Origin of the sequence: Sphingomonas sp. TREG-RG-20F-R18-01 (assembly GCF_022662475.1) — a bacterium.
Taxonomy (GTDB): Bacteria; Pseudomonadota; Alphaproteobacteria; order Sphingomonadales; family Sphingomonadaceae; genus Sphingomonas.
Map to the genome: position 1 here is coordinate 316,826 of NZ_JAKNQQ010000005.1, position 21,528 is coordinate 338,353.

Annotated in this window: 17 protein-coding genes and 1 tRNA gene; 11 read left to right on the forward strand and 7 right to left on the reverse strand. The window is 66.4% G+C overall.

The window, feature by feature from the left end:
- Positions 1–179 precede the first annotated feature (179 nt).
- The 6 genes from L8K25_RS15465 to L8K25_RS15490 all read left to right on the forward strand — a co-directional run bounded on the left by L8K25_RS15465 (position 180) and on the right by L8K25_RS15490 (position 10,523).
- A complete protein-coding gene (locus L8K25_RS15465; protein ID WP_242139871.1) occupies positions 180–2,864 on the forward strand; it encodes a TonB-dependent receptor in 2,685 nt (894 codons plus the stop codon).
- A gap of 90 nt (positions 2,865–2,954) precedes the next feature.
- Positions 2,955–4,973 carry a tetratricopeptide repeat-containing sulfotransferase family protein gene (locus tag L8K25_RS15470; RefSeq protein ID WP_242139872.1) on the forward strand — a complete coding sequence of 673 codons (2,019 nt, stop codon included), beginning with the start codon at positions 2,955–2,957 and terminating at the stop codon, positions 4,971–4,973.
- A gap of 91 nt (positions 4,974–5,064) precedes the next feature.
- On the forward strand, positions 5,065–6,192 hold the full coding sequence (locus tag L8K25_RS15475; protein WP_242139873.1) for a TIGR03364 family FAD-dependent oxidoreductase: 1,128 nt from the start codon (positions 5,065–5,067) through the stop codon (positions 6,190–6,192).
- Positions 6,189–7,001, forward strand: coding sequence for a phosphonoacetaldehyde hydrolase (gene phnX, locus L8K25_RS15480; protein WP_242139874.1), 813 nt, complete (start codon positions 6,189–6,191; stop codon positions 6,999–7,001). Before L8K25_RS15475 ends, phnX begins: the two co-directional genes overlap by 4 nt.
- Positions 6,998–8,323, forward strand: a complete 1,326-nt coding sequence (locus tag L8K25_RS15485; RefSeq protein ID WP_242139875.1) for a DUF5690 family protein — start codon at positions 6,998–7,000, stop codon at positions 8,321–8,323. The genes phnX and L8K25_RS15485 overlap by 4 nt, the downstream gene beginning before the upstream one ends.
- An 82-nt stretch (positions 8,324–8,405) precedes the next feature.
- Positions 8,406–10,523, forward strand: coding sequence for a phospholipase C, phosphocholine-specific (locus L8K25_RS15490; RefSeq protein ID WP_242139876.1), 2,118 nt, complete (start codon positions 8,406–8,408; stop codon positions 10,521–10,523).
- A gap of 51 nt (positions 10,524–10,574) precedes the next feature.
- Here the strand turns inward: L8K25_RS15490 and L8K25_RS15495 are convergent, their stop codons facing one another.
- Complete coding sequence (locus L8K25_RS15495; protein WP_242139877.1) at positions 10,575–11,480, reverse strand: protein-L-isoaspartate(D-aspartate) O-methyltransferase; 906 nt, start codon at positions 11,478–11,480, stop codon at positions 10,575–10,577.
- Between the two features lie 309 nt (positions 11,481–11,789).
- Positions 11,790–11,879, reverse strand: a tRNA-Ser gene (locus L8K25_RS15500).
- A 152-nt stretch (positions 11,880–12,031) separates the two neighbouring features.
- Here L8K25_RS15500 and L8K25_RS15505 point away from each other — a divergent pair.
- The 4 genes from L8K25_RS15505 to L8K25_RS15520 all read left to right on the forward strand — a co-directional run bounded on the left by L8K25_RS15505 (position 12,032) and on the right by L8K25_RS15520 (position 13,874).
- Positions 12,032–12,913, forward strand: coding sequence for a DUF1134 domain-containing protein (locus L8K25_RS15505; protein WP_242139878.1), 882 nt, complete (start codon positions 12,032–12,034; stop codon positions 12,911–12,913).
- Positions 12,914–12,944: 31 nt separating this feature from the next.
- Positions 12,945–13,343 carry a DoxX family protein gene (locus tag L8K25_RS15510; RefSeq protein WP_242139928.1) on the forward strand — a complete coding sequence of 133 codons (399 nt, stop codon included), beginning with the start codon at positions 12,945–12,947 and terminating at the stop codon, positions 13,341–13,343.
- The gene (locus tag L8K25_RS15515) at positions 13,340–13,492 is read left to right on the forward strand and encodes a hypothetical protein (protein ID WP_242139879.1); all 153 of its coding nucleotides are present in this window, start codon (positions 13,340–13,342) and stop codon (positions 13,490–13,492) included. The genes L8K25_RS15510 and L8K25_RS15515 overlap by 4 nt, the downstream gene beginning before the upstream one ends.
- Before the next feature lie 94 nt (positions 13,493–13,586).
- The gene (locus tag L8K25_RS15520) at positions 13,587–13,874 is read left to right on the forward strand and encodes a CsbD family protein (RefSeq protein WP_242139880.1); all 288 of its coding nucleotides are present in this window, start codon (positions 13,587–13,589) and stop codon (positions 13,872–13,874) included.
- A 45-nt stretch (positions 13,875–13,919) separates the two neighbouring features.
- Here L8K25_RS15520 and L8K25_RS15525 read toward each other — a convergent pair whose 3' ends face one another.
- Positions 13,920–15,251 carry a dihydroorotase gene (locus L8K25_RS15525; RefSeq protein ID WP_242139881.1) on the reverse strand — a complete coding sequence of 444 codons (1,332 nt, stop codon included), beginning with the start codon at positions 15,249–15,251 and terminating at the stop codon, positions 13,920–13,922.
- A gap of 44 nt (positions 15,252–15,295) precedes the next feature.
- Between L8K25_RS15525 and L8K25_RS15530 the strand changes: the two genes are divergently transcribed.
- The gene (locus L8K25_RS15530) at positions 15,296–16,060 is read left to right on the forward strand and encodes a folate-binding protein (RefSeq protein ID WP_242139882.1); all 765 of its coding nucleotides are present in this window, start codon (positions 15,296–15,298) and stop codon (positions 16,058–16,060) included.
- Between the two features lie 3 nt (positions 16,061–16,063).
- Here L8K25_RS15530 and L8K25_RS15535 read toward each other — a convergent pair whose 3' ends face one another.
- From L8K25_RS15535 to L8K25_RS15550, 4 genes are all read right to left on the reverse strand, one after another.
- Positions 16,064–17,365, reverse strand: a complete 1,302-nt coding sequence (locus tag L8K25_RS15535; protein ID WP_242139883.1) for a UDP-glucose/GDP-mannose dehydrogenase family protein — start codon at positions 17,363–17,365, stop codon at positions 16,064–16,066.
- 215 nt (positions 17,366–17,580) lie between these two features.
- Positions 17,581–18,696 (reverse strand): OmpA family protein, encoded by a 1,116-nt coding sequence (locus L8K25_RS15540; protein WP_242139884.1) that lies wholly within the window; start codon positions 18,694–18,696, stop codon positions 17,581–17,583.
- 126 nt (positions 18,697–18,822) lie between these two features.
- Positions 18,823–19,326: a DUF2793 domain-containing protein gene (locus tag L8K25_RS15545; protein WP_242139885.1), complete on the reverse strand. Its 504-nt coding sequence runs from the start codon at positions 19,324–19,326 to the stop codon at positions 18,823–18,825.
- Between the two features lie 11 nt (positions 19,327–19,337).
- A complete protein-coding gene (locus tag L8K25_RS15550) occupies positions 19,338–21,527 on the reverse strand; it encodes a phage tail protein (protein WP_242139886.1) in 2,190 nt (729 codons plus the stop codon).
- Between the last annotated feature and the right edge of the window lies 1 nt (position 21,528).

The window sequence follows — 21,528 nt, forward strand, 5'->3', positions numbered from 1 at the left end:
TTGCGGCTTTCCGATAGCCCCAGCCTATACGCTCCATCCATCCAAAGACTTGGCAGCAACACTCCGAATGCGACCAAAGCGGCGCCGGGGGGCTGGGGATCGACTCAGCTCGAAGCAGCGACGGCAACGCCAGGTGAAACGCCGGCGAAGCGGCGCTGGCTTTTTTAAGGGGTCCGACGATGAAAGCCCGCTATCTCCTTTCCTGCGCCGTTGCGGCGGTGCTGAGCAGCGCAACGCAAGCCGCCGCCGCGCCGGCCAGCGCCGCACCCGTCGCGAAGGATGCGCCCGCCACCGATCCTGCCGCACCGAACGATGCCACCGCGCCCGCGCCCGGACAGGCCGATGGCGACATCATCGTGACCGCGCAGCGCCGCAACGAGAGCATCCAGAAGGTACCGCTGACCATCCAGGCGTTCTCGGGCGATACGCTCGGCAAGCTGAACGTCACCACCTTCAACGACTTGCTGAAATACACCCCGAACGTCACCTTCAGTTCGAACGGCCCCGGTTCGGGGGCGATCTTCATGCGCGGGCTTTCCTCGGGCTTTGCGGGCAACCAGTCGTCGGCAACGATCGCCTATTTCCCCAACGTCGCCCTGTACCTCGATGACCAGTCGATGCAGTTCCCGGCGCGCAACGCCGATGTCTACATGGCCGACATGGAGCGCGTCGAAGTGCTCGAGGGGCCGCAGGGCACGCTGTTCGGCGGCGGCGCCGAAGCGGGCGCCGTGCGCTACATCACCAACAAGCCCAGGCTCGACCGGTTCGAGGGCCATATCGACGGCAGTGTCGGCGGCACCGTCGGCGGCGCACCCAACGCGGCGTTCAACGCTTCGCTCAACGTGCCGGTGATCCAGGACAAGCTGGCGATCCGCGCGGTGATCTACGACGATCATCGTGGTGGCTATATCGACAACGTCGCCAGCACCTTCACGCGCTCGGATACGGACACCGGCAACTTCTATTTCAACAACGGCGGCCATGCGCTACCCGCGTCGCAACAGTCCAACGCCGGCCAGTACAATAATTTTGCGTTGGCCAAGAAGGACTTCAACCCGGTCGACTATATCGGCGGGCGGGTGTCGGCGAAGTGGGAGGTCGCGCCCGACTGGGACGTGCTGATCGCCGAAAGCTATCAGGACATGAAGGCCGATGGCACCTTCGCGACCTATCCGACCGGCTCCGATTTCCAGAAGCTCGCCGCGCTGCAGACCACGGTCTTCTCGCCGAGCTACAACAAGGACCAATATTGGAACACCGCCTGGACGGTGAACGGCAAGATCGGTGACCTCAAGCTCGTCTACACCGGTGCCTATATGACGCGCCACATCGAGACGCAGCAGGACTACAGCAACTATTCGCGCACCGGCGGCGGCATGTATTATCAGTGCACCGGCGGCGGCACCGGCTGGGGCAAGGGCGCGCCCTATTGCTACAGCCCCGTGTCCTATTGGAACGACACGGTGCGCAACACGCACATGAGCCACGAATTCCGCGTCAGCACCTCCGACGACAAGCGCATCCGCGCGATCGGCGGGGTCTATTACGAAGAGTTCCGCATCAAGGATGTGATGAACTTCGATTACAAGACGATCCCGACCTGCACCACCGCGCTGATCGCCGCGGGCGGCGACTGTTCGGGTGTGGTCCAGCCGGTTCCGGGCTCGACGATCAACCAGCCCGGGCTCAAGCCCGGCAACACCGCGTTCGGCGAGGATACCCAGCGCGGCTACGACCAGATCGCGGCGTTCGGCTCGGTCGACTTCGACATCCTGCCCAACCTGACGCTGACCGGCGGCACGCGCTATTACCATTACAAGGAATTCGAAACCGGGTCGCAATATGAGACCTATGCGGGCAACTGCTACCAGGTCCAGGTCTGCGCCGTCGCCGGATCGGGCAACGTCAATATCGACGCGGCGAACGATCACGTCACCTATCACGGCTTCAAGAGCCGCGGCTCGCTGACGTGGAAGCCATCGGACCATACGCTGATCTACGCGACGTTCAGCCAGGGCTTCCGCCCGGGCGGGTTCAACCGCGCGACCAAGCTGATCCTGCCCGACGTCAACGGCGTCGCGCAGCTGATCCGGCCGAACGGCTACAAGCCCGACAGCCTGACGAATTGGGAAGGCGGCATCAAGACCGACCTGTTCGACCGCAAGCTCACGGTCAACCTTTCGGCCTATTACATGGTCTGGGAAGACGTGCAGATCGGCTTCTTCAACCCGGCCGGCGGTTTTGGCAACACCAGCTTCGTCACCAATGGCGCCAACTTCCACGTCAAGGGCGCGGAACTGCAATTCACCGCCCGCCCGACCCACGGCCTGACGCTCCAGGGCAGCGCGACCTACAACGACAGCAAACAGGTCACGCAGCCCTGCTTCCTCTCGAACAACCCAGGTTCGTCGACGCTCGGCAAGTGCATCACCAGCTATTACAGCGGCGGCAAGCAAATCACCGTGCAGAGCCCGTTCGGCGCGCTCGGCTCCAGCCTGCCCTATGCCCCGCACGTCCAGGCCGACCTGCGGGCCCGCTACGAATGGACCGGGCCGCTCCAGCTGGGCTGGTTCGTCTCGGCCGGCGTGGGCTATACCGGCGTTACCTACAATCAGCCGTCGACCTATCCGTCGGGGGACAATGTGCTTATCCCGGGCACGACGCTGCTGCGCTATCGTCAACCGGGATATGCGCTGGTCGACGCCTCGATCGGTTTCCGTCACGACAATTGGAACCTGTCGGTCTTCGGCCAGAACCTGACCAACAGCCAGGCGAGCACGTTCACCTCGTCGGCGCAGTTCATCAAGTCCGAGGTGATCACCCGCCCGACGACGTATGGGCTGAAAGTCGGCGTCGACTTCTGACCGTCTTCAGCCTGTCTCCCTGAGTCATGCTTTTGTAACGGGCGGCATTCACGGTGCCGCCCGTTGCATCTTTCGGCCGGATCCCTTCCCATGACCCTACAGGCGTCTGCATCCTTGCCGATCGAACAGGAAATCGCGCGCCTGCGCGACGTGCAAAGCGCCGGACAGCACGCCGCGGCGCTCGCGCAGCTGCAAAGCCTGTTGGCGGACTTTCCCGACAATCGCGATCTGCTGTTGCTCGCCGCGAGCAGCCAACGCCATCTTGGACAGATCAAGGCGTCGCTTGCGACGCTCGACCAACTGGCCGAACGCCATCCCGCCTTCAGCCTGCTGCATCAGGAGCGCGGACTGTGCCATGTCGCGCGCAAGGATGCGCCCGCGGCGATCGACGCACTGCTGGCAGCGGTGAACGCCAACCCGGCCTTGCCGATGAGCTGGAAGATGCTTGCCGGCGTCTTTCGTCTCGTCGGCGATACCGAGCAGGCCGCCACCGCCACCGCACACGTCGAGGCTTTGCACGCCCTGCCGCCGCCGATCGTCACCGCCACGGCGCTTTACGCCGACGGCGACCTAGCGCCGGCCGAATCGCTGATCCGCGCGTTTCTGCTCGGCTATGGCGATCATCCGGAGGCGATGCGGTTGCTCGCCAAGATCGGCATGGCACGGAACGTCTACGACGATGCCGAACTGCTGCTCGAGGCCGTGGTCGCCATGCTGCCCGAGCATCGCGCGGCCCGCTTCGAATATGCGCAATGCCTCGCATGGCGCCACAAATACGTGGCGGCACGCGCGGAGATCGCGCGGTTGCGGGCGGTCGATCCGGGTCATTTCGATTATCGCACGCTCGACGCCACCGTCTCAGTGGGGCTGGGGAATCATGCCGCGGCGATCGCGCTGTATCGCGCCATGCTCGCGGACGATCCTGCCCCTTCGGCGGCAGCCGATGTGTACCTCTGGCTCGGCCATGCGCTCAAGACGATCGGCGACCTGCCGGCGGCGATCGACGCCTATCGCGCCGCCGCAGCCCTGCGACCCGGGTTCGGCGATGCCTATTGGAGCCTGGCCAACCTGAAGACGTTCCGGTTCGACGCTGCCACGATGGCACGGATGCGCGACGAGGAGGCACGAGCCACGACCGCGCCGATCGATCGCGTGCAGCTGTGCTTCGCGCTCGGCAAGGCGCTGGAGGATCGCGGCGAGATCGCGGCATCCTGGCAATGCTATGAACGCGGCAATGCGCTGCAACGCGCGACCAGTCGCTACCGCGCCGAAATCCTCGAGACCAATACGCGCGAGCAGATCGCGGTCTGTACCCCGGCATTCTTCGCCGCACGCAAGGGCTGGGGCGCCCCCGGGCGCGACCCGATCTTCATCCTCGGCCTGCCACGCTCAGGCTCGACGTTGATCGAGCAGATCCTCGCTTCGCACAGCCAGGTCGAGGGGACACAGGAACTCGCCGACGTCCAGCGCATCGTTCAGGAACTCCAGGGGCGCGATCCCGACCTCGACCATCCGCTGTATCCCGCCTGTCTCGCCGATCTCACGCGCGCGCAGGCGACTGCTCTGGGCGAGCGCTATCTCGACGAAACGCGCATCTATCGCACCAGCGACCGACCGTTCTTCATCGACAAGATGCCCAACAACTTCCGCCACGTCGGGCTGATCAAGCTGATCCTGCCCAACGCCCGGATCATCGACGCGCGGCGCGACCCGATGGCGTGCTGCTTCAGCAACCTGAAGCAGCTGTTCGCGCAAGGGCAGGAATTCTCGTACAGCAGCGACGATATCGCGCGTTATTATCGCACCTATCTCGATCTGATGGGGCATTGGGACGTGGCGCTGCCCGGCCAGGTGCTGCGCGTCCAGCACGAGGATGTCGTCGACGATCTCGAGCACAGCGTACGGACGATCCTGGACTTTTGCGGGCTCGACTTCGAACCGGCCTGTCTTGCCTTCCACGAGAACCGCCGCAGCGTCCGCACGCCGAGCTCGGAACAGGTGCGCCAGCCGATCTTCCGCGATGGGCTCGACCAGTGGAAGCGGTACGCGCCGTGGCTCCAGGATCTGGAAGCGGCGCTGGGTGATGCCGTGACGCGTTACCGCAGCTGAGCCATAGGTCGCGCCTATAGGCAGCATTCAGTCAAAGCCTTGGCCCCGCCGAACCGGCACGGCCAAGGCGGCACGCAGCAAGGAGACTGCCGTGCCACCCGAATCGTTCGATCTTGCCGTTGTCGGCGCCGGCATCGTTGGCTTGGCACATGCGCTGGCCGCCGGGCGGCTTGGCCAGAAGGTGGTGGTGGTCGACCGCGACGCTCAGGCAAACGGTGCGTCGATCCGCAATTTCGGCTTCGTCACGGTGACCGGCCAGGAGCAGGGCGACGTGTGGCGGCGCGCGCGTCGGTCCCGCGACGTCTGGGCCGAAGTGGCGGGTCCGGCGGGGATCGCGATCGAGCAACGCGGACTGCTGCTCGTCGCGCAGCGCCCGGAAGCGCGCCTGGTGTGCGAAGCGTTTCTCGATACCGACATGGCCGCGGGGTGCCGCTGGCTCGACCATGCCGCCGCGCGCACGCGCCTCGGCGGGATCCGGCCGGTACAGCTCGAAGGCGCGCTCGAAAGCGACGTCGAACTGCGCGTCGAATCCCGCACCGCCATCCCTGCCCTCGCCGCCTGGCTCGAAACCGCCCACGGGGTCTCGTTTCGACGGGGCGTCGCCGTACAGGGTGTCGACACCGGCTGCCTCACCACCGCCGCGGGCGAGATCCGCGCGCGCGCGATCGTGGTGTGCCCGGGCGACGACCTGGCAACGCTGTTCCCCGACGCCCTGGCCGGCGTGACCCGCTCCAAGCTGCAGATGCTGCGGCTTGCCGCGCCCGGCTATCGGCTGCCCGCGACGATCATGTCCGACCTCGGGCTTACGCGCTATCTCGGCTATGCCGCGCTGCCCGCCGCGCGCCCGTTGCGAAAGCGGCTCGAAAGCGAGCAGCCCGCGCAACTGGCCAATGGCGTCCACCTGATCGTTGCGCAAAGTGCCGACGGCAGCCTGGTCGTCGGCGACAGCCATCATTACGGCAAGACGCCCGACCCGTTCTCAAGCGAAGCGGTCGACCGCCTCATCCTCGACGAATTCCGCGCGGTGTTCGGCGCCGTGCCGCCGGTGCTCGAACGCTGGACCGGCACGTATGCCTCCGCCGCCACGCACAGCATCGTCACCACGCCCGCGGCGGGCGTACGCCTGGTGGTCGTGACCAGCGGCACCGGCGCCTCGACCAGCTTCGGTCTGGCGGAAGACGTCATCGCCGATCTTCTCCCGCAGAAAGCGAACGCATGACCTTTCCCGTCAAGGCCGTCGTGCTCGATTGGGCCGGCACGATGATCGACCACGGCTGCCGCGCGCCGGTCGTGGCGCTGCAGCGCGTATTCGACGGGGCCGGGGTGGCGATTTCCGAAGCCGAGGCCCGCGCCGACATGGGACGCGCCAAGCGGGATCACATCCGCGCGATCCTCGCCGCGCCGCGCATCGCCGTGGCGTGGCAAGCGGCGCACGACCGAGCCTCCAGCGAGGACGACGTCGCCCGGCTGCATGATGCGGTCGAGCCGCTGATGCGCAGCGCCGCCAGGGATTGCGCCGCGCTCATTCCGGGGGCCGCCGCGCTCGCCGCGACGTTGCGGGCGCGCGGCGTCCGCATCGGCTCGTGCACCGGTTACACCCGGCCGATGATGGCGGAAATCCTGCCGCTCGCCGCCGAACAAGGCTATGCGCCCGAAGCCGTGATCTGCTCGGGCGAGACGCTCGAAGGGCGACCGTCCCCGCTGATGCTGTGGAAGGCACTGGTCGAGCTCGGCGTGTGGCCGGCCTGGTCGTGCGTCAAGGTCGATGACGCGACGGTCGGGATCGGAGAGGGCAAAGCCGCCGGCGCGTGGACCGTCGGGCTCGCCGCGTCCGGCAATGGCGTCGGGCTCGACTATGCCGCGCTGCAGGCGCTCCCGGCCGGCGAACGCACGCGCCGCGTCAGCGCCGCCGCCGCCGAGCTTCGCGCCGCCGGTGCCGATTATGTGATCGATAGCGTTGCCGATCTCTGGCCGGTGCTCGAAACCATCGCGGCGCGGATCACCGCAGGCGAACGGCCGATGGCATGACCCGCGGCGACAGCATCGTCACGCGCTGGCTCCGCACCGCTCCGCCCGCGCTGTTCGCGCTCTATGGCGGCGGCGCGGCGTTCGCCGCTTATTTCGCGATGTACGCGTTTCGCAAACCGTTCACATCGGCCAGCTACGTGCACGTCCCCGGATGGCCGTTCGCGATCGACTTCAAGGTCGTGATCGTCATCGCGCAGGTCGCAGGCTATGCGTTGTCCAAGATCCTGGGCATCAAAATCGTCTCCGAAATGCCACCGGCGCGGCGCGGCGCGGCGATCCTGCTGTTGATCGGCCTGTCCGAACTTGCCCTGGTCGGCTTCGCCGTCCTGCCGCCGGTGCTGGCGGTTGCCGGGCTGTTCCTCAACGGGCTTGCGTTGGGGATGATCTGGGGGTTGGTGTTCGGCTTCCTGGAGGGCCGTCGACTGACCGAAGTGCTCGGTGCGATGCTGTGCGCGACTTTCATCCTGGCCTCCGGCGTGGTCAAGTCGGTCGGCGAGACCGTTCTGCAGAACGCCTGGGCGACCGAGCGCTGGATGCCGGCGACGACCGGTCTGCTGTTCACGCCCCTCCTGCTGGCGGCGGTTTGGGCCTTGGTGCAATTGCCGCCCCCCGATGCCGCCGACGAAGCCGAACGCCGTCCGCGCACGCCGATGAACGCCACGCAGCGCGCAGCGCTGTTCGCGGCGCATGCACCGGCGCTGATCGCCTTGATCGCCATATATGTGCTGCTGACCGCGTTGCGCGATTTTCGCGACAATTTTGCCGCCGAGATTTGGGGAGAGCTGGGCTTCGGTGGCGAGGCCAGCATCTTCACCTGGTCCGAAGTGCCCGTCGCGGTGATTGTGCTGGGTGCCCTCGGCCTGCTGATGCTGGTGCGCGACAACGCCAATGCGGTGCTGTGGAACCTGCGGCTCATCGCGATCGGCCTGGCGACGCTCGGCATCGCCACGGCGGCGTTCCAACTGGGGTGGATTGGACCGGTGTGGTGGATGGTCGCGATCGGCGCGGGATTGTACCTCGCCTACACGCCGTTCAATGCGCTGCTGTTCGATCGGCTCATGGCGGCGACGGCATTCGCCGGCAATGCCGGCTTCCTGATCTATGTGGCCGACGCAAGCGGCTATTGTGGCAGCGTCGCGCTGTTGCTGCTGCGCAGCTTCGGGCATGTGTCGCTCAACTGGAGCGGCTTCCTGTGCGACATATGTTATGCCACATGCGCAATAGGGCTCGTCGCGACGGCGTGGGCGATCCGACGTTTCCGCGCCGTGCTGCGCACCGACGGCGATCGTCCGTCCTGGTGCGAGGCGACGGCGACGACGTGAGGCGCGACAGGATTTGTGACGCGATCCCGCCGGGGCGCGGGTAGGTCGCCGACGATTCGACCGGTTCGACAGGAGCTCAGCGATGTCCTCTCCCGATTATGACCGGCGCGCCGTTCTCCGCGCGATGCTCGCATCCGGCGGCGCCGCGGCGGCGTTCATGCCCGCGATCGCACGCGCGCTGGAAATTCCAGCCGACCGGCGCAGCGGGACGATCATGGATGTCGACCATGTCGTGATCCTGACCCAGGAGAACCGCGCGTTCGACCACTATTTCGGCGCACTCAACGGCGTGCGCGGGTTTGGCGATCGCTTCGCGATTCCGGTGCCCGATCATGGCGATCGATCCGATGGCACCGTCTTCGTCCAGCCGAACGAACGGGATGGCGTGCCCGGGCTGATCGCTCCGTTCCACTTCGACACCCACGAGGATTTTGCGCTGGTCCGGCACGACGGGACGCCGCACACCTTCCCCGACAGCCAAGCGGCGTGGGACAATGGCCGGATGGGGGCCTGGACCAAGGCCAAGCACAATCATGCGATGGGCTATTTCACCCGGGCCGACCTGCCGTTCCAATATGCGCTCGCCGAAGCCTTCACGCTGTGCGACGCTTATCACGCCGCAACGCACATGGGGACGAACCCCAACCGGCTGTTCCTCTGGACCGGTACCAATGACCCGGCGGGCAAGGGCCATGGGCCGGTGATCGACAACAGTTATGATTCGTTCGCGGATCCGCACGGTCACGGCGGCTATACCTGGACGACCTATCCCGAGCGGCTGCTGGCGGCCGGGGTCGGCTTCCAGATCTACCAGGACATGGCCGACAATTTCACCGACAACCCGCTGGCGGGTTTCCGGCGCTATCGGGCGGCACGGGCGGCCACGTCCGGCCCCGAGGCAGACCTGTTCCGCCGCACGCTGACGACGCGGGATCTCGACCTGCTGAAGGCCGATGTCGTCGCGGGCACGCTGCCGTCGGTGTCATGGATCATCGCTCCCGCCGCGTATTCGGAGCACCCAACGCCATCGTCGCCGCTGCAAGGCGCCGATTATACCGCGCGCGTGCTCGATGCGCTGACAAGCAACCCCAAGGTGTGGGCACGGACCGTCTTCATCCTCAACTTCGACGAAAACGACGGGCTGTTCGACCACGTCCCGCCACCCGCCCCACCGGCGCGCGACCCGGGCGATCCGACGCGGATGATCGGCGGGACGACGATCCCGGTCGACGACGACTATCATATCCACGCCCAAGGCACCGCCGACGCACCGTATCTGCACCGTGCCTACGGTCTCGGCATGCGCGTCCCGCTCTACGCGATTTCGCCGTGGAGCCGCGGCGGCTATGTCGCCTCCGACGTGTTCGATCACACCAGCGTCATCCGCTTTCTGGAAACCCGCTTCGGTGTCCACGAGCCCAATATCAGTGCATGGCGGCGGGCCGTGTGCGGCGATCTCACCAGCTGCTTCGATTTCGAGACGCCCAACGCCCAGCCATTCTTCCCCACGCTGCCCGCCACCGCCGCGTTGGCCAAACGCGCGAGCGGGCTGCCCCTCGCCCGGCCCGATCCGCCCGCGACACTGATCGCGCCACGCCAGGAAAAGGGCGTGCGGCGGCGTCGCGCGACGCAGTATCGACTCGCCGCCATCCTCGAGCGGAACGACACGGGACTGGCGTTGCGGCTCGACAATCCCGGCACCGCCCAGGCCGCCGTATTCCATGTCTACGATGCGCTTGCGCTGGAGGCGGTCCCGCGGCGCTACACCGTCGGCGCCGGACGGTCGCTGATCTGCGACGTGGTGCCAGATGCCACCGGACGCCACGACCTCTTCGTCCTCGCGCCAAACGGCTTCCATCGACGTTTCGCCGCGCACGCGGTCTGCTTCAGTCCGATGCTCGATCGCGCGGGACGGTTGCAGCTGCGCAATCTTGCGGCGCGTTCGACCGAACCGACGATCACGGACCTCGCTTATGGTGCCGCGCCGCGCCACTGTACGCTGGCCCCGGGGGGCACCGCGACGCTGGCGCTGGATCTCGCGCATAGCCATGGTTGGTACGATCTGAGGATACGCGCCGACGGCCAGGTCGTGCGGCTCGCCGGGCATGTCGAGAATGGCCGCGCCAGCTATTCCGATCCTGCCGCGCTCGGCCCGGCACCCGTTGCGTTCGAAACCGCGGAAAGCCTGCTCAAGCGCTGATGCGGGCGGCCATCGATCCGCAGAAGTCCCGCCTGGACGACGCCGCCCCGATCACGTGACCGCCGCGCCGAAACACAGGCGCACGTTCGATCTCGGCGCGGCGGCCTTCGCCGGGTCGAGCGCGCGCACCCGACCCGTCATCGGGACGAAGGTCGCGGGCCCCAACGAACATTCGTCGAGCGCGTTCGGCAGCTTCGTCAGCACCAGCAGTTCTTCTTCGAGCGCGGTGGGGCCGACCGGAATGATCAGCCGACCACCGACCTTGAGCTGGTCGACCAGGGCCTTCGGTACGGTCTTGGTTCCGGCGGCCACGACGATCACATCAAACGGGGCGCTCGGCACCCATCCTTCAAACCCGTCGCCTTGCCGGACGGCGACATTGCCGTAGCCGAGCCGCTGCAGCCGCGTACGGGCTTGCCTGGTCAGTTGCGGCACGATTTCCACCGATGTCACCGTGCGCGCCAGACGGCTCAATAGCGCGGCCTGGTAGCCCGAGCCCGTCCCGATATCGAGCACGTTTGCATCGGGCGTCAGCTTCGCGGCAACGGTCATGATCGCGACGATATAGGCATCGGAGATGGTCTGTCCGAAGCCGATGTCGAGCGAGGCGGGCACATAGGCGGCCTTCCTGTGCGGCTTGTCGACGAAACGCTCGCGCGGAATCGCGTTCATCGTCGCCAGGACCTGGTCGAGCCCCGCCAGATCGATCGTCGAATGGCGCTTTTCGACCTCGGTCCTGATCCGCGCCAACATGGCACGCCGCCGTTCGGCCTCGGTGCCGAGCGTTATGACGTCCAGGGGTATCCACACATTGGCCTGCTCGGCGCCACGTGGCCTGGCATCCGCAATCAGCGCCTTGTTAGCCGGCGCATCGGCCGCGCCCCCGCGTTGCGCGATGGAAGCGCCGGGCACGGCCGTCAGAAGGCAGGCTGCAACCAAGGCGTTGAAATCTGGCATGCCATATTCCTTGATGACGGGACACGGCGCGTCAAGGAGGCTGGTGATACGGCTTCGTCCTGACCGTGCCGATCACCACTCCCGAATCTTGGTGCAATGGCCGTGGCAATCCAGCTTCCGACGGCTCAGCCGCCAATTCCGGCGCGGCGGCACCCCCCGCGATGTACGAGCGTCGTGGCGCGCTCTGGCAGCCGCATCACGCTGAAGATCGATCCGTACGATCGGCATGATGCCCTGCTGGCGCGATCATCGCGGAACCGGGCGTTTCGTTGCCAAGCGGACAACTCGATCACACCCTTGCGCGGCCGGTGGCGGAGACGGAGAGATTCGAACTCTCGGTACGGTTTCCCGTACGACGCTTTAGCAAAGCGTTGGTTTCAGCCACTCACCCACGTCTCCAGGTCACGGCGAGGTGGCTCTATAGCCGCGCTCTTCGCTGTGATCAACAGCGCGTTTAGCGGTCGTCCGACGTGAAATCGACTCGGGCTGGCGCGGTGTTCATTGTCGCGTCATGTGATGCCGCGCTAGGATCGGAGATGCAGTTGGGGAGAATGACGATGCGGGTGGGTTGGTTTGCGGTTCCGACGGTCGGAACCATCCTCGCGCTTGCGCTCGCGGCGGCGCCACTCGGCGCACAGGTTAGGACGATCGATCCGAACCAGGGCATCGATTCGGACCTTGCGCCATCGCAGGCCGCACCGAGGGCACCCAGCCCGTCCCCGCGGGCGTCACAACAAACCGGCGCGCCGCAAAATGCCTATCCGGCAAACGCGGATGCGCCACCGCCCTATCCTCAAAACGCCTATCCGCAGGACACGGCTACGCCCACGCCTTCCCCGCGCTATCCAGACCCCCCTGCCAACGGCGCCCCGGCGCAGCAGCAGAATCCCGTCGACGTTGCGGCACAGGATGGCGCTCGAGCAGGCGCCGATGCCTCGGCGGCGCAGAGCCAGACCTTCCAGCAAGGCGAGTTGCTCGCCGCGGCCGAGGGCACGTTCGGGAAAGGCGCCTCCGGGCTGGCCGGCATCCTCGAGCGCACGTTGAAGGAGCAAGGCGAGCCAAATGCCTATATCTCCGGGCGTGAAGCGTCGGGCGCCGTCGTCGTCGGGCTGCGGTATGGCAAGGGAACGATGTTCCACAAGGTCGAGGGAGAGCAGCCCGTCTATTGGACCGGACCGTCGATCGGCTTCGATCTTGGCGGCGATGCCAACAAGGTGTTCGTGCTCGTCTACAATCTCTATGATTCGGCCGAGCTGTTCCATCGCTTTCCGGCGGCCGAGGGACGGGTCTATTTCGTCGGTGGATTCGCGGCGAGCTATCTGCGGCGCGGCAACACCGTGCTGATCCCGATTCGTCTGGGGGTCGGCTGGCGGCAGGGGGTCAATCTCGGCTATATGAAGTTCAACAAGACCTCGAAGTGGTTCCCGTTCTGATCCCGTGGCGCAGACCGGCGTCGCTCCCGTGATGCGGCCGGTGCTGCGCGCGGTCCTGAGCGTGATCTATCTCGCTGCGGGGATCCTGCACGTCATCGTGCCGGGACCGTTTCTGGGGATTACCCCGAAATGGGTCCCGTTTGCGCCTGAGGTCATCCTGGCGACCGGATGTTGCGAGATCGCGGGCGCGATCGGCTTGTTCGTACCGCGGCTGCGGTGGTGGGCAGGTGCGCTGCTCGCGGCCTATGCCGTCTGCGTCTATCCCGCCAACATCAAGCACGCGGCGGATTATGTCGCCCATGGCACCGGTGGCCTCGGTCTGTGGTACCATATTCCGCGTCTTGCGTTTCAGCCTGTGATCGTCTGGTGGGCGCTGTTCGCCGGACGTGTCATCGACTGGCCCTTCAACGCCGGAAAGACGCGCGCATGACCGAACCCACCGACGAGATCCTGATCGACACGCCCGACGGGCCGATGACGTTTGCGCAATGGAAGAAGAAGCATCCGGTCCAGGTTCCTTCCCGCCGCACCAAGGGCAAGGACCTTCCCGTCAAGGTCAAACGGTTCACCGACAAATAGACATGCCTTTTTCAATGGCACCAGCGCGCGTTTCAACCGTTGCGCTTCCGAACCATGCCCTGACGGTATGGCCGTGTATGAAAGGATCCCAGCGATGAACGAGAACACCCTCAAGGGCGAAGCCCAGAATGTCACCGGTTCGATCAAGGAAGCCGCAGGCAATTTGACCGGCAGCTCGAAGCTTCAGGGCGACGGCATCGCGGACCAGGTGACCGGCGGCGTCAACAAGGCGATCGGCGGCGTCCAGGATGCCATCGCAGCCGGCCCGGGGCCGCTCGTTCAGCAGGCGCGCGATTTCGCGCGGGCCAAGCCGTGGGCGACTGCCGCCCTGGTCGGCACGATCGGCCTCGCGCTGATCAACACGCTGCGCGGCAAGAAGTAACAACGATCGGGTGGACCGGTCAGCCGGTCCACCCGCCCGTCGCGATCACCCGAAATCGATCGCTTCGAACCGGATCGGCTCGCCGATCGCCGTATCGGCGAGCGTTCCGTCCCACATGACCCGGTGGCCCCGCACGATCGTGCCAAGCGGCTTGCCGGTAACCGTCATTCCCGTGAACGGCGACCAGCCACAGCGCGATGCGAGCCAATCCTGCTCGATCGTCCAGCGCGCCTTCAGATCGACCACCGAGAAATCGGCGTCATAGCCGACCGCGATCCGCCCCTTGCCGGACAGACCGAACACGCGTTGCGGCCCGGCACTCGTCAGGTCGATCACGCGCTGCAGGGTGGTGCGCCCTTCGGCGACATGGTTCAGCATCAAGGGCAACAACGTCTGCACCCCCGGCATCCCGCTGGGACTGTCGGGATAAGGCTTGGACTTTTCCTCGAGCGTATGCGGCGCATGGTCCGACCCGAGGATATCCACGACACCCTGCTGCAGCCAATGCCACAAGCCATCGCGATGCTCGCCCGAACGGATCGGCGGGTTCATCTGCGCCAGCGTCCCGAGCCTCGGGTAGGCTTCCTCCCCCGCGAGGGTAAGGTGCTGCGGAGTCACCTCGCAACTGGCGATGTCCTTGTTCTGGCCGAGCAAGGCCAGTTCGGCCGGGGTGGTGACGTGCAGGACATGGATCCGACGCCGCGCGGCGCGCGCCAGTCCGAGAATCCGCCGGGTCGCCAACAACGCGCTTTCGTCATCCCGCCATACCGGATGCGACGAGGCGTCGCCCGCGATACGCTCGCCTGTGCGCGCGTTCATCCGGGCCTCGTCCTCGGCATGGATCGCGACCCGGCGATGGCCGGATGCCAGTACCTCGGCGAGCCGCGCGTCTTCCGAAACGAGCAGGTCGCCCGTCGACGCCCCCATGAAGATCTTGACGCCCGCCGTTCCCGGCAGACGTTCCAGCTCGGCCAGATCAGCGGCATTGTGGTTGGTGGCACCGACGTAGAAGGCGTGGTCGCACCACATGCGATGATGCGCGCGCGCAAGCTTGTCCGCGATCGCATCCGCCGAATCGGTATTGGGCTTGGTGTTGGGCATTTCGAACACCGCCGTGACCCCGCCCAGCACCGCCGCCCGCGCGCCGCTTTCCAGATCCTCCTTGTGAACCAGACCGGGTTCACGGAAATGGACCTGCGTGTCGATGACACCCGGCAAGACGTCCAGACCGGTGCAATCGATCGTTTCGCCGGCATCGTCCGCCCCAAGCGCGCCGAGCGCCGCAATGCGGCCGCCGATCACGCCGACGTCGATTTGCGCCGGGCCACTCGGTAAATGCACCGTGCCATTCTTCAGGATCAGATCGTACGCTGCCATCACCGCCTCTTATGCAAAGCCATGGGGCGTCCTATCTCGTTGGCATGACCGAAACCACCCTTCCCGCACGATCCCCTGCCACGTCGCGCGGCACGATGCTGTCTGATCGCGCGCTGCTGCGCGTCGCCGGAGACGATCCGCGCGGATTTTTGCAGGGGCTGATCACGCAGGACGTCGCGACCCTGGACGCTGCGACGCCGCGCTGGGGCGGGCTGCTGACGCCGCAAGGCAAGGCACTGTTCGATTTCCTCCTGTGGGCGGACGACGACGCCATCCTGATCGATTGCGAAGCCAGCGCGGCGGAAGCGCTCGCCAAGCGGCTTTCCCTGTATCGTCTGCGGCGGGCGATCACGATCGAACCGGTGGCGGGGGCGGTCCACTGGTCACTCGAGCCCGGCGACGGCGTCACGGATCCACGCCTCGCCGACCTCGGCTACCGTTGGCTGGGGGCCGCGAGCGCGCCGGCCGCCGGCTGGCTGGAGCATCGCCTGTCGTTGGGCGTGACCGAAGGCCAGGGCGAACTGGGCAGCGACCAGACGCTGTGGCTCGAAGCCAATGCGCGGGAGCTCAATGGAGTCAGCTTCACCAAGGGCTGCTATACCGGGCAGGAGAACACCGCCCGCATGCATCATCGTGCAAAGGTCAATCGACGGCTCGTGGTCGCCCCGCTCGCCGAGCCGGGGGATCGCACTCGCAGCGTGTATCCCACGCTGGAGCGGATGGTCGAATTGCGCCGCGTCGAGGCGCTCGGCGACGCGCTGGTTCCACCATGGCTGGCAGCGGCGCTCGCCACGGCGGAACCCGACTGACGGTCAGCGCCCAACGGCACTATAGGCAAAGCCCGCCCGCTCAACGTCGGCCGCTGGGTAGACGTTGCGCAAGTCGACCATCACGCTGGCCGCCATGGTTGCGGCGAGGCGTCGCAGGTCGAGCGCGCGATAGATGTCCCATTCGGTCACGATGACGATCGCATCCGCGCCGGACGCCGCTTCATACGCATCGCGGCAATAGGTCACGGCCGGCATCATCGCCTTGGCGAGCTCCATGCCTTCGGGATCATGCGCGCGAACCGTGGCGCCAGCGTCGAGCAGGCTCTGGACGATTGCCAGGCTCGGTGCGTCGCGCATGTCGTCGGTATTCGGCTTGAACGTCAGGCCGAGGATCGCGACCGTCTTGCCCTTGGCCTCGCCGCCCAGCGCCTTGATCACCTTGCGGCCCATCGCGCGCTTGCGGTTGTCGTTGACCTGAACGACCGCCTCGACGATCCGCACCGGGGTTTCATAATCCTCGGCAGTCTTTAGCAGCGCTAGCGTGTCCTTGGGAAAGCACGACCCGCCATAGCCGGGACCGGCGTGAAGGAACTTCGACCCGATCCGCTTGTCGAGCCCGATGCCCCGCGACACATCCTGGACATTGGCGCCGACTGCTTCACACAGGTCGGCGATTTCGTTGATGAAGGTGATCTTGGTCGCCAGGAAGGCGTTCGCGGCATATTTGATCAGTTCGGATGTGCGACGTCCGACGAAGAGGATCGGGCTTTCGTTCAGATAAAGCGGACGATACACTTCCCGCATGACACCCTTGGCGCGCTCGTCCTCGGTTCCGATCACGATCCGGTCGGGACGCTTGAAGTCGCCGATCGCCGCGCCTTCGCGCAGGAATTCGGGGTTGGAGACCACTGCAATCGGGAAGTCGCCCGCTTGCTCGAGCAGGATTTCCTCGACCTTGTCGCCGGTGCCGACCGGAACGGTCGATTTCGTCACGACCACGACCGGCCCGTCGATCGCCTCGGCGATTTCCCTGGTCGCTGCAAAGACGTAGGTCAGGTCGGCATGGCCGTCGCCACGGCGCGACGGCGTCCCCACCGCGATGAATACGGCATCCGCCCCGCGCACGGCGGCGTGCAGGTCGGTAGTGAACGTCAGCCGGCCCGCCGCGACGTTGGTGGCGACCAGCGTGTCCAGGCCCGGTTCGAAGATCGGCATGCGGCCCGCCTCGAGCGCGGCGATCTTCGACGCGTCCTTGTCGACGCAAATCACGTCATGGCCGAAATCCGAGAAGCACGCCCCGGAAACCAGGCCGACATAGCCCGATCCGATCATCGTAATCCGCATCACAAATCCCCTGAAACCACTTTGCTACCGTGATCGCCGGCCATCAGGGGCCGGGCAAGGCACGCCTCGTCGCCTTCCCTGTAGCCGATCAAAGACAAAATGACAGCGCCCCCATGTTGCCGAACAGCGGGATCGGCGCGCCATCTTCGATCGACAAAAAAAGGGGAGACCGGCGATAGCCGATCTCCCCGTTTTTCTTGCCGAAGGCTTCAGGCTTAGTTGCCCGAACCCGGACCGTACGTGACTTCCACGCGACGGTTCTGCACTTCGCGAACACCGTCTGCGGTCTCGACGCGCGGGCGGCTCTCGCCGAACGCTTCCGAGGTGATCACGCCAGCGGGGATCGAATGCGCGGTCAGGTAAGCCTGGACCGAGTCATCGCGACGCTGCGACAGGCCGACGTTGTACGATGCCGAACCCGAACGGTCGGTGTGACCTGCGAGCATGACACGTGCGTTACCGCAGTTCTGGTACTGGGCGATCGCGTTGTCGAGAATGCCGGCTGCCTCAGGCGTAACGTCCGACTTGTCCCACTCGAAGAACACGATGAACGGACCAGGCGAGCAGACCGGTGCCGGCGGGGGCGGCGGTGCTGCGGGCTCCGGAGCGGGCGGCGGAGCAGCGGGCTCCGGCGGCGGCGGGGGAGCAGCAGGCTCGCCGAAGTTGTACGTGAAGCCGCCGAGGAGGCTGTGCGTACGGAACTTGCCGTCGAACTGACGGCCCGACACGTCGACCAGGCGAACCTTGTCGGCGGTGAAGAAGCGATACTTCAGCGTCGCGTCGATGTGGTTGGTGATCGGCGCACGGACGCCGGCCAGACCCTGGTAGGCGAACGTCGTGTCGCTGTCGTTCAGGAACTGCGAGTTCGGAGCGATCTCGTAGCGACCCTTCACGCGTGCAACGCCGACACCGCCGCCGACGAAGCCCTGGATGCCGTCATCGTCACCGAAGTCGAGCAGGCCATTGACCATGAAGCTGAGTGCCGAGGTGCGGCCAGCCGCGCCATTGTACGTGCCTGCAGCGAAGTTGCTGCCTGCGGTGCCCGACGGCGTCGTGACCGACGAGCGATATGCATCGACCGATGCCGACTTGTAGCCGACTTCGGCTTCAAGGCGGAACATGCCGAGGTCGTAACCGATCGTACCATCGACATCGTAGCCGTAGTGGTGATCGACGTTACCGGCGTTGTTGACGCCAGCGATGTTGAACTTGATATCTTCCACGATCATGCCGCCACCCTCGAGGCCGACGTACCACGAATTATCGCGGGCGAGGGCAGGTGTGGCGAGAGCAGTGGTCGCAAGCGCCATGGCAACGGCTAGCTTCCGCATAAAAAAACCCCTTCTTCTGGTTGTCACTCGGACAGCGCAAACTCCCTACCCAACAGAAGGTTTCCGCGCAAGCGAACAAATGCCCGGATCTGTTGCCGAATTGCCACAGCAACACCCCCTTCCGCGTTACGGAAAAACGAGGCCATGCCTTTGTAAAACGGTCAAAATATTAGTGATCGCCTGTCGGGCAACACCATCGATATTATCGCCTCCGATCGGGGCTCCGACGGCCGGCTGGCGCGGACCGACCACCGGCACCCCGCCAATCACCAGCTGGTCCGCGCGAACCAGACCGATCTCCCATCGTCCGCCGACATAGCGCGTAACGGTCATGTCGTTGCGATTCCACGCAGACATTCCCTCCGTCGCGGCTACGAAACGCCATCCGCCATCGGTCCAGCCGGCAAGCGCATCCGCCTTTCCGCCCCACGCGCCCAGGGGGTTGGCGCCGACGATCCAGCATTGCCCCGCGATCGGGTCCGCCGGGGGGGTGGACAGGCCGACGGCCTCGACGATCGGCTGTACCGCGATGTCGAGTAGCGCGAGTGCCTCGTTGTGCGTGAGTTCCTTCTGGGCTTGCCCCGACTGCAGGAATGGCAAGGCAAGCCGCGTGGTCGTCTGGTCGTTCATGACCGTCTCCTTCAGGTGATCCAGGCGGGAACCGCCAGGCGTGCAGGGCGGGATTCGCCATGGGTCCCGACCTGGCGGACGGCAACCACGGTTCCGTTTGCGCGCTCCGCGGCGAGTAGCAGCAGGGTCGGGCTGGTCACCGAGACGCTGCGGAAGACACCGGCTTCGTCGCCGATCGTGACGCGATAGGCTTCCCGCTCTTCGCCCAGCGGGGCATCGACGCCGTCGGTCCATTGCCAGCCAGTTCTGCTGCGTCGCACCCATTGCACTGCAACATCGCCATTCCCGATCTCGCGCAGATCGAGCTGGACGGGGGATGGCGGTACGATCGACGCACCGTCGGGGGTCAGCACGGCGCTTGCCGGGCCGGCCAGATCCCCTGGCCCGGTCGCGAGCAGACGGACGGGGCTGCCCAGCGTTGCCAGCGTCAGGTCCAGGGTAGTCGCGCTTTCCGGGGTCAGCACGGCAAAGGGGTCGCCCGGCGCCTGAGTCCCGATGGCGTCTTCGGTGCCGCGGCGTCCGCGCAGCAGTCCGGAAAGTTTCCAGCGGGTCATGCCGACTTGGTCCGCAACGCCGAACTGGAGCATTTCCTTTCCAGCGAGCGCCACGTTCGCGCCTGCAGCAAGCGCGGCGGGATCCGCGCCGGCCAGCGTCATCTCGGCATGCGCCAGGTCGACCTCGATCCATCGCGCGTGGTCGACCAGCGCCGCACTGCCGCCCGACGACATGGCGACGATGCGGCCGATCACGCCGGGTGCGGCCGTCGCGCCCGCATTGACCCAGCGCGCCCCGTCATCGACGCTGTACAGGATCGCCGCGCGACGCCACCCCGGCGCGGTTCCCGCAGCGATGATCGTCAGGCGCGGGGCCGCCAGCAGGACATCGTCGAACGGCAGCATCTCGGCCACCACGAGCAGCGTCTGCCCCGTTGCCACATCGGGCGCAGGCAGCAGGCGTCCGGGACTGGCGCGCGCCGCCGCGGTTCGCGCCGCGAGGCGGACACACACCAGCGTCACGACGTGCTGCTCGAACGCCCAGTGCGTGACGTGCCACACCCCCGCCACATCCCGGATGGTGACGCAGGTGCCGGGCAGGATATCCAGCGCATCCCAGCCCAGGGTAACGGTGCGCTGCTCGCGGCCCGCCTCGCCCTGCGCGAGGATCTGTTCGGCGATCGTCTTGGCGGATCCCGCATCGACCGCCGCGGCAAGCGCGACGCGATCTTCGCGCGCGCCCGCCCCGGGCCGCCGTGCGCGCTGGACACCCACCTGGAAATCACGCGCCGGATCGTAATACGACACCACCACCTGCCGCGCGACGGTCTCCAGTGCGGCGATGCTGCGACCCGCCGCGCCCGGCGTGGCGCCGTCCGCAATCGTTTCGCCCAGGTCGATGACGCGATCGGCGACTGTCCCGCCGCGCTGGACCAGGCGCGCGTCGGTCAATCCGGGGGCGGGCGCAAACCACGTCCCGCTCGCCTCGGCAAGCGGCTCGATCGCGCTGCGGACGCTGTCGCCATAAGCCGCGAAGCCGGTCACCGTGCCCGCCGCCCCGTCGCCGACGATCCCGTCGTCGGAGGGATCGGCGACGATCGCGCCGATGCTCACCGGACCCGCATCGGCGATCACTTCGAACGTCAGCGACGGAATACGGTTGCCGTAATCCGCGAGCTGGAGCTGTTCGAACACGGCATAGGCGACCCCGCGATGCGCCGGCGAGAGCCCGCCCCCCTCGGCCGCGGCGAGCAACGGGTCGATCGCCTGGTCCTCGTCCCCACGGTGCAACCGGAACCCGGTCGCGCTCTTGAAAGCGCCATCCGCCCCGCGCAGCAACTTGCCATCGGCCCAGATCCGCCCGACGTCCAGGATCGGGCGCCCCGACAACGCCACCGCGAACGACACCGAATAGCTGTAGGCGGTGAGGCTCGGCTGCCCCTTGCCACTACTGCTCCTGGTCGTGCTCTCGATCAGCTCGGTCGACCAGATGACGCAGCCACCGACCCGCATCGTTCCGTAGATCCGCTGGATCGGCGTCCCATAGCTCGACGTCTGACCCTGGAGTGTGGACAGGCGCGGCCCCTCGCGTCCCTTGGGCGCGAACAGCAGGTCATGGTCGATCACGCTACCAAGCGCCGCCCCGATGGCACCTCCGATCGGTCCGCCGATCACGGTGCCGGCAACTGTGAGCACGAGCGTCGCCATC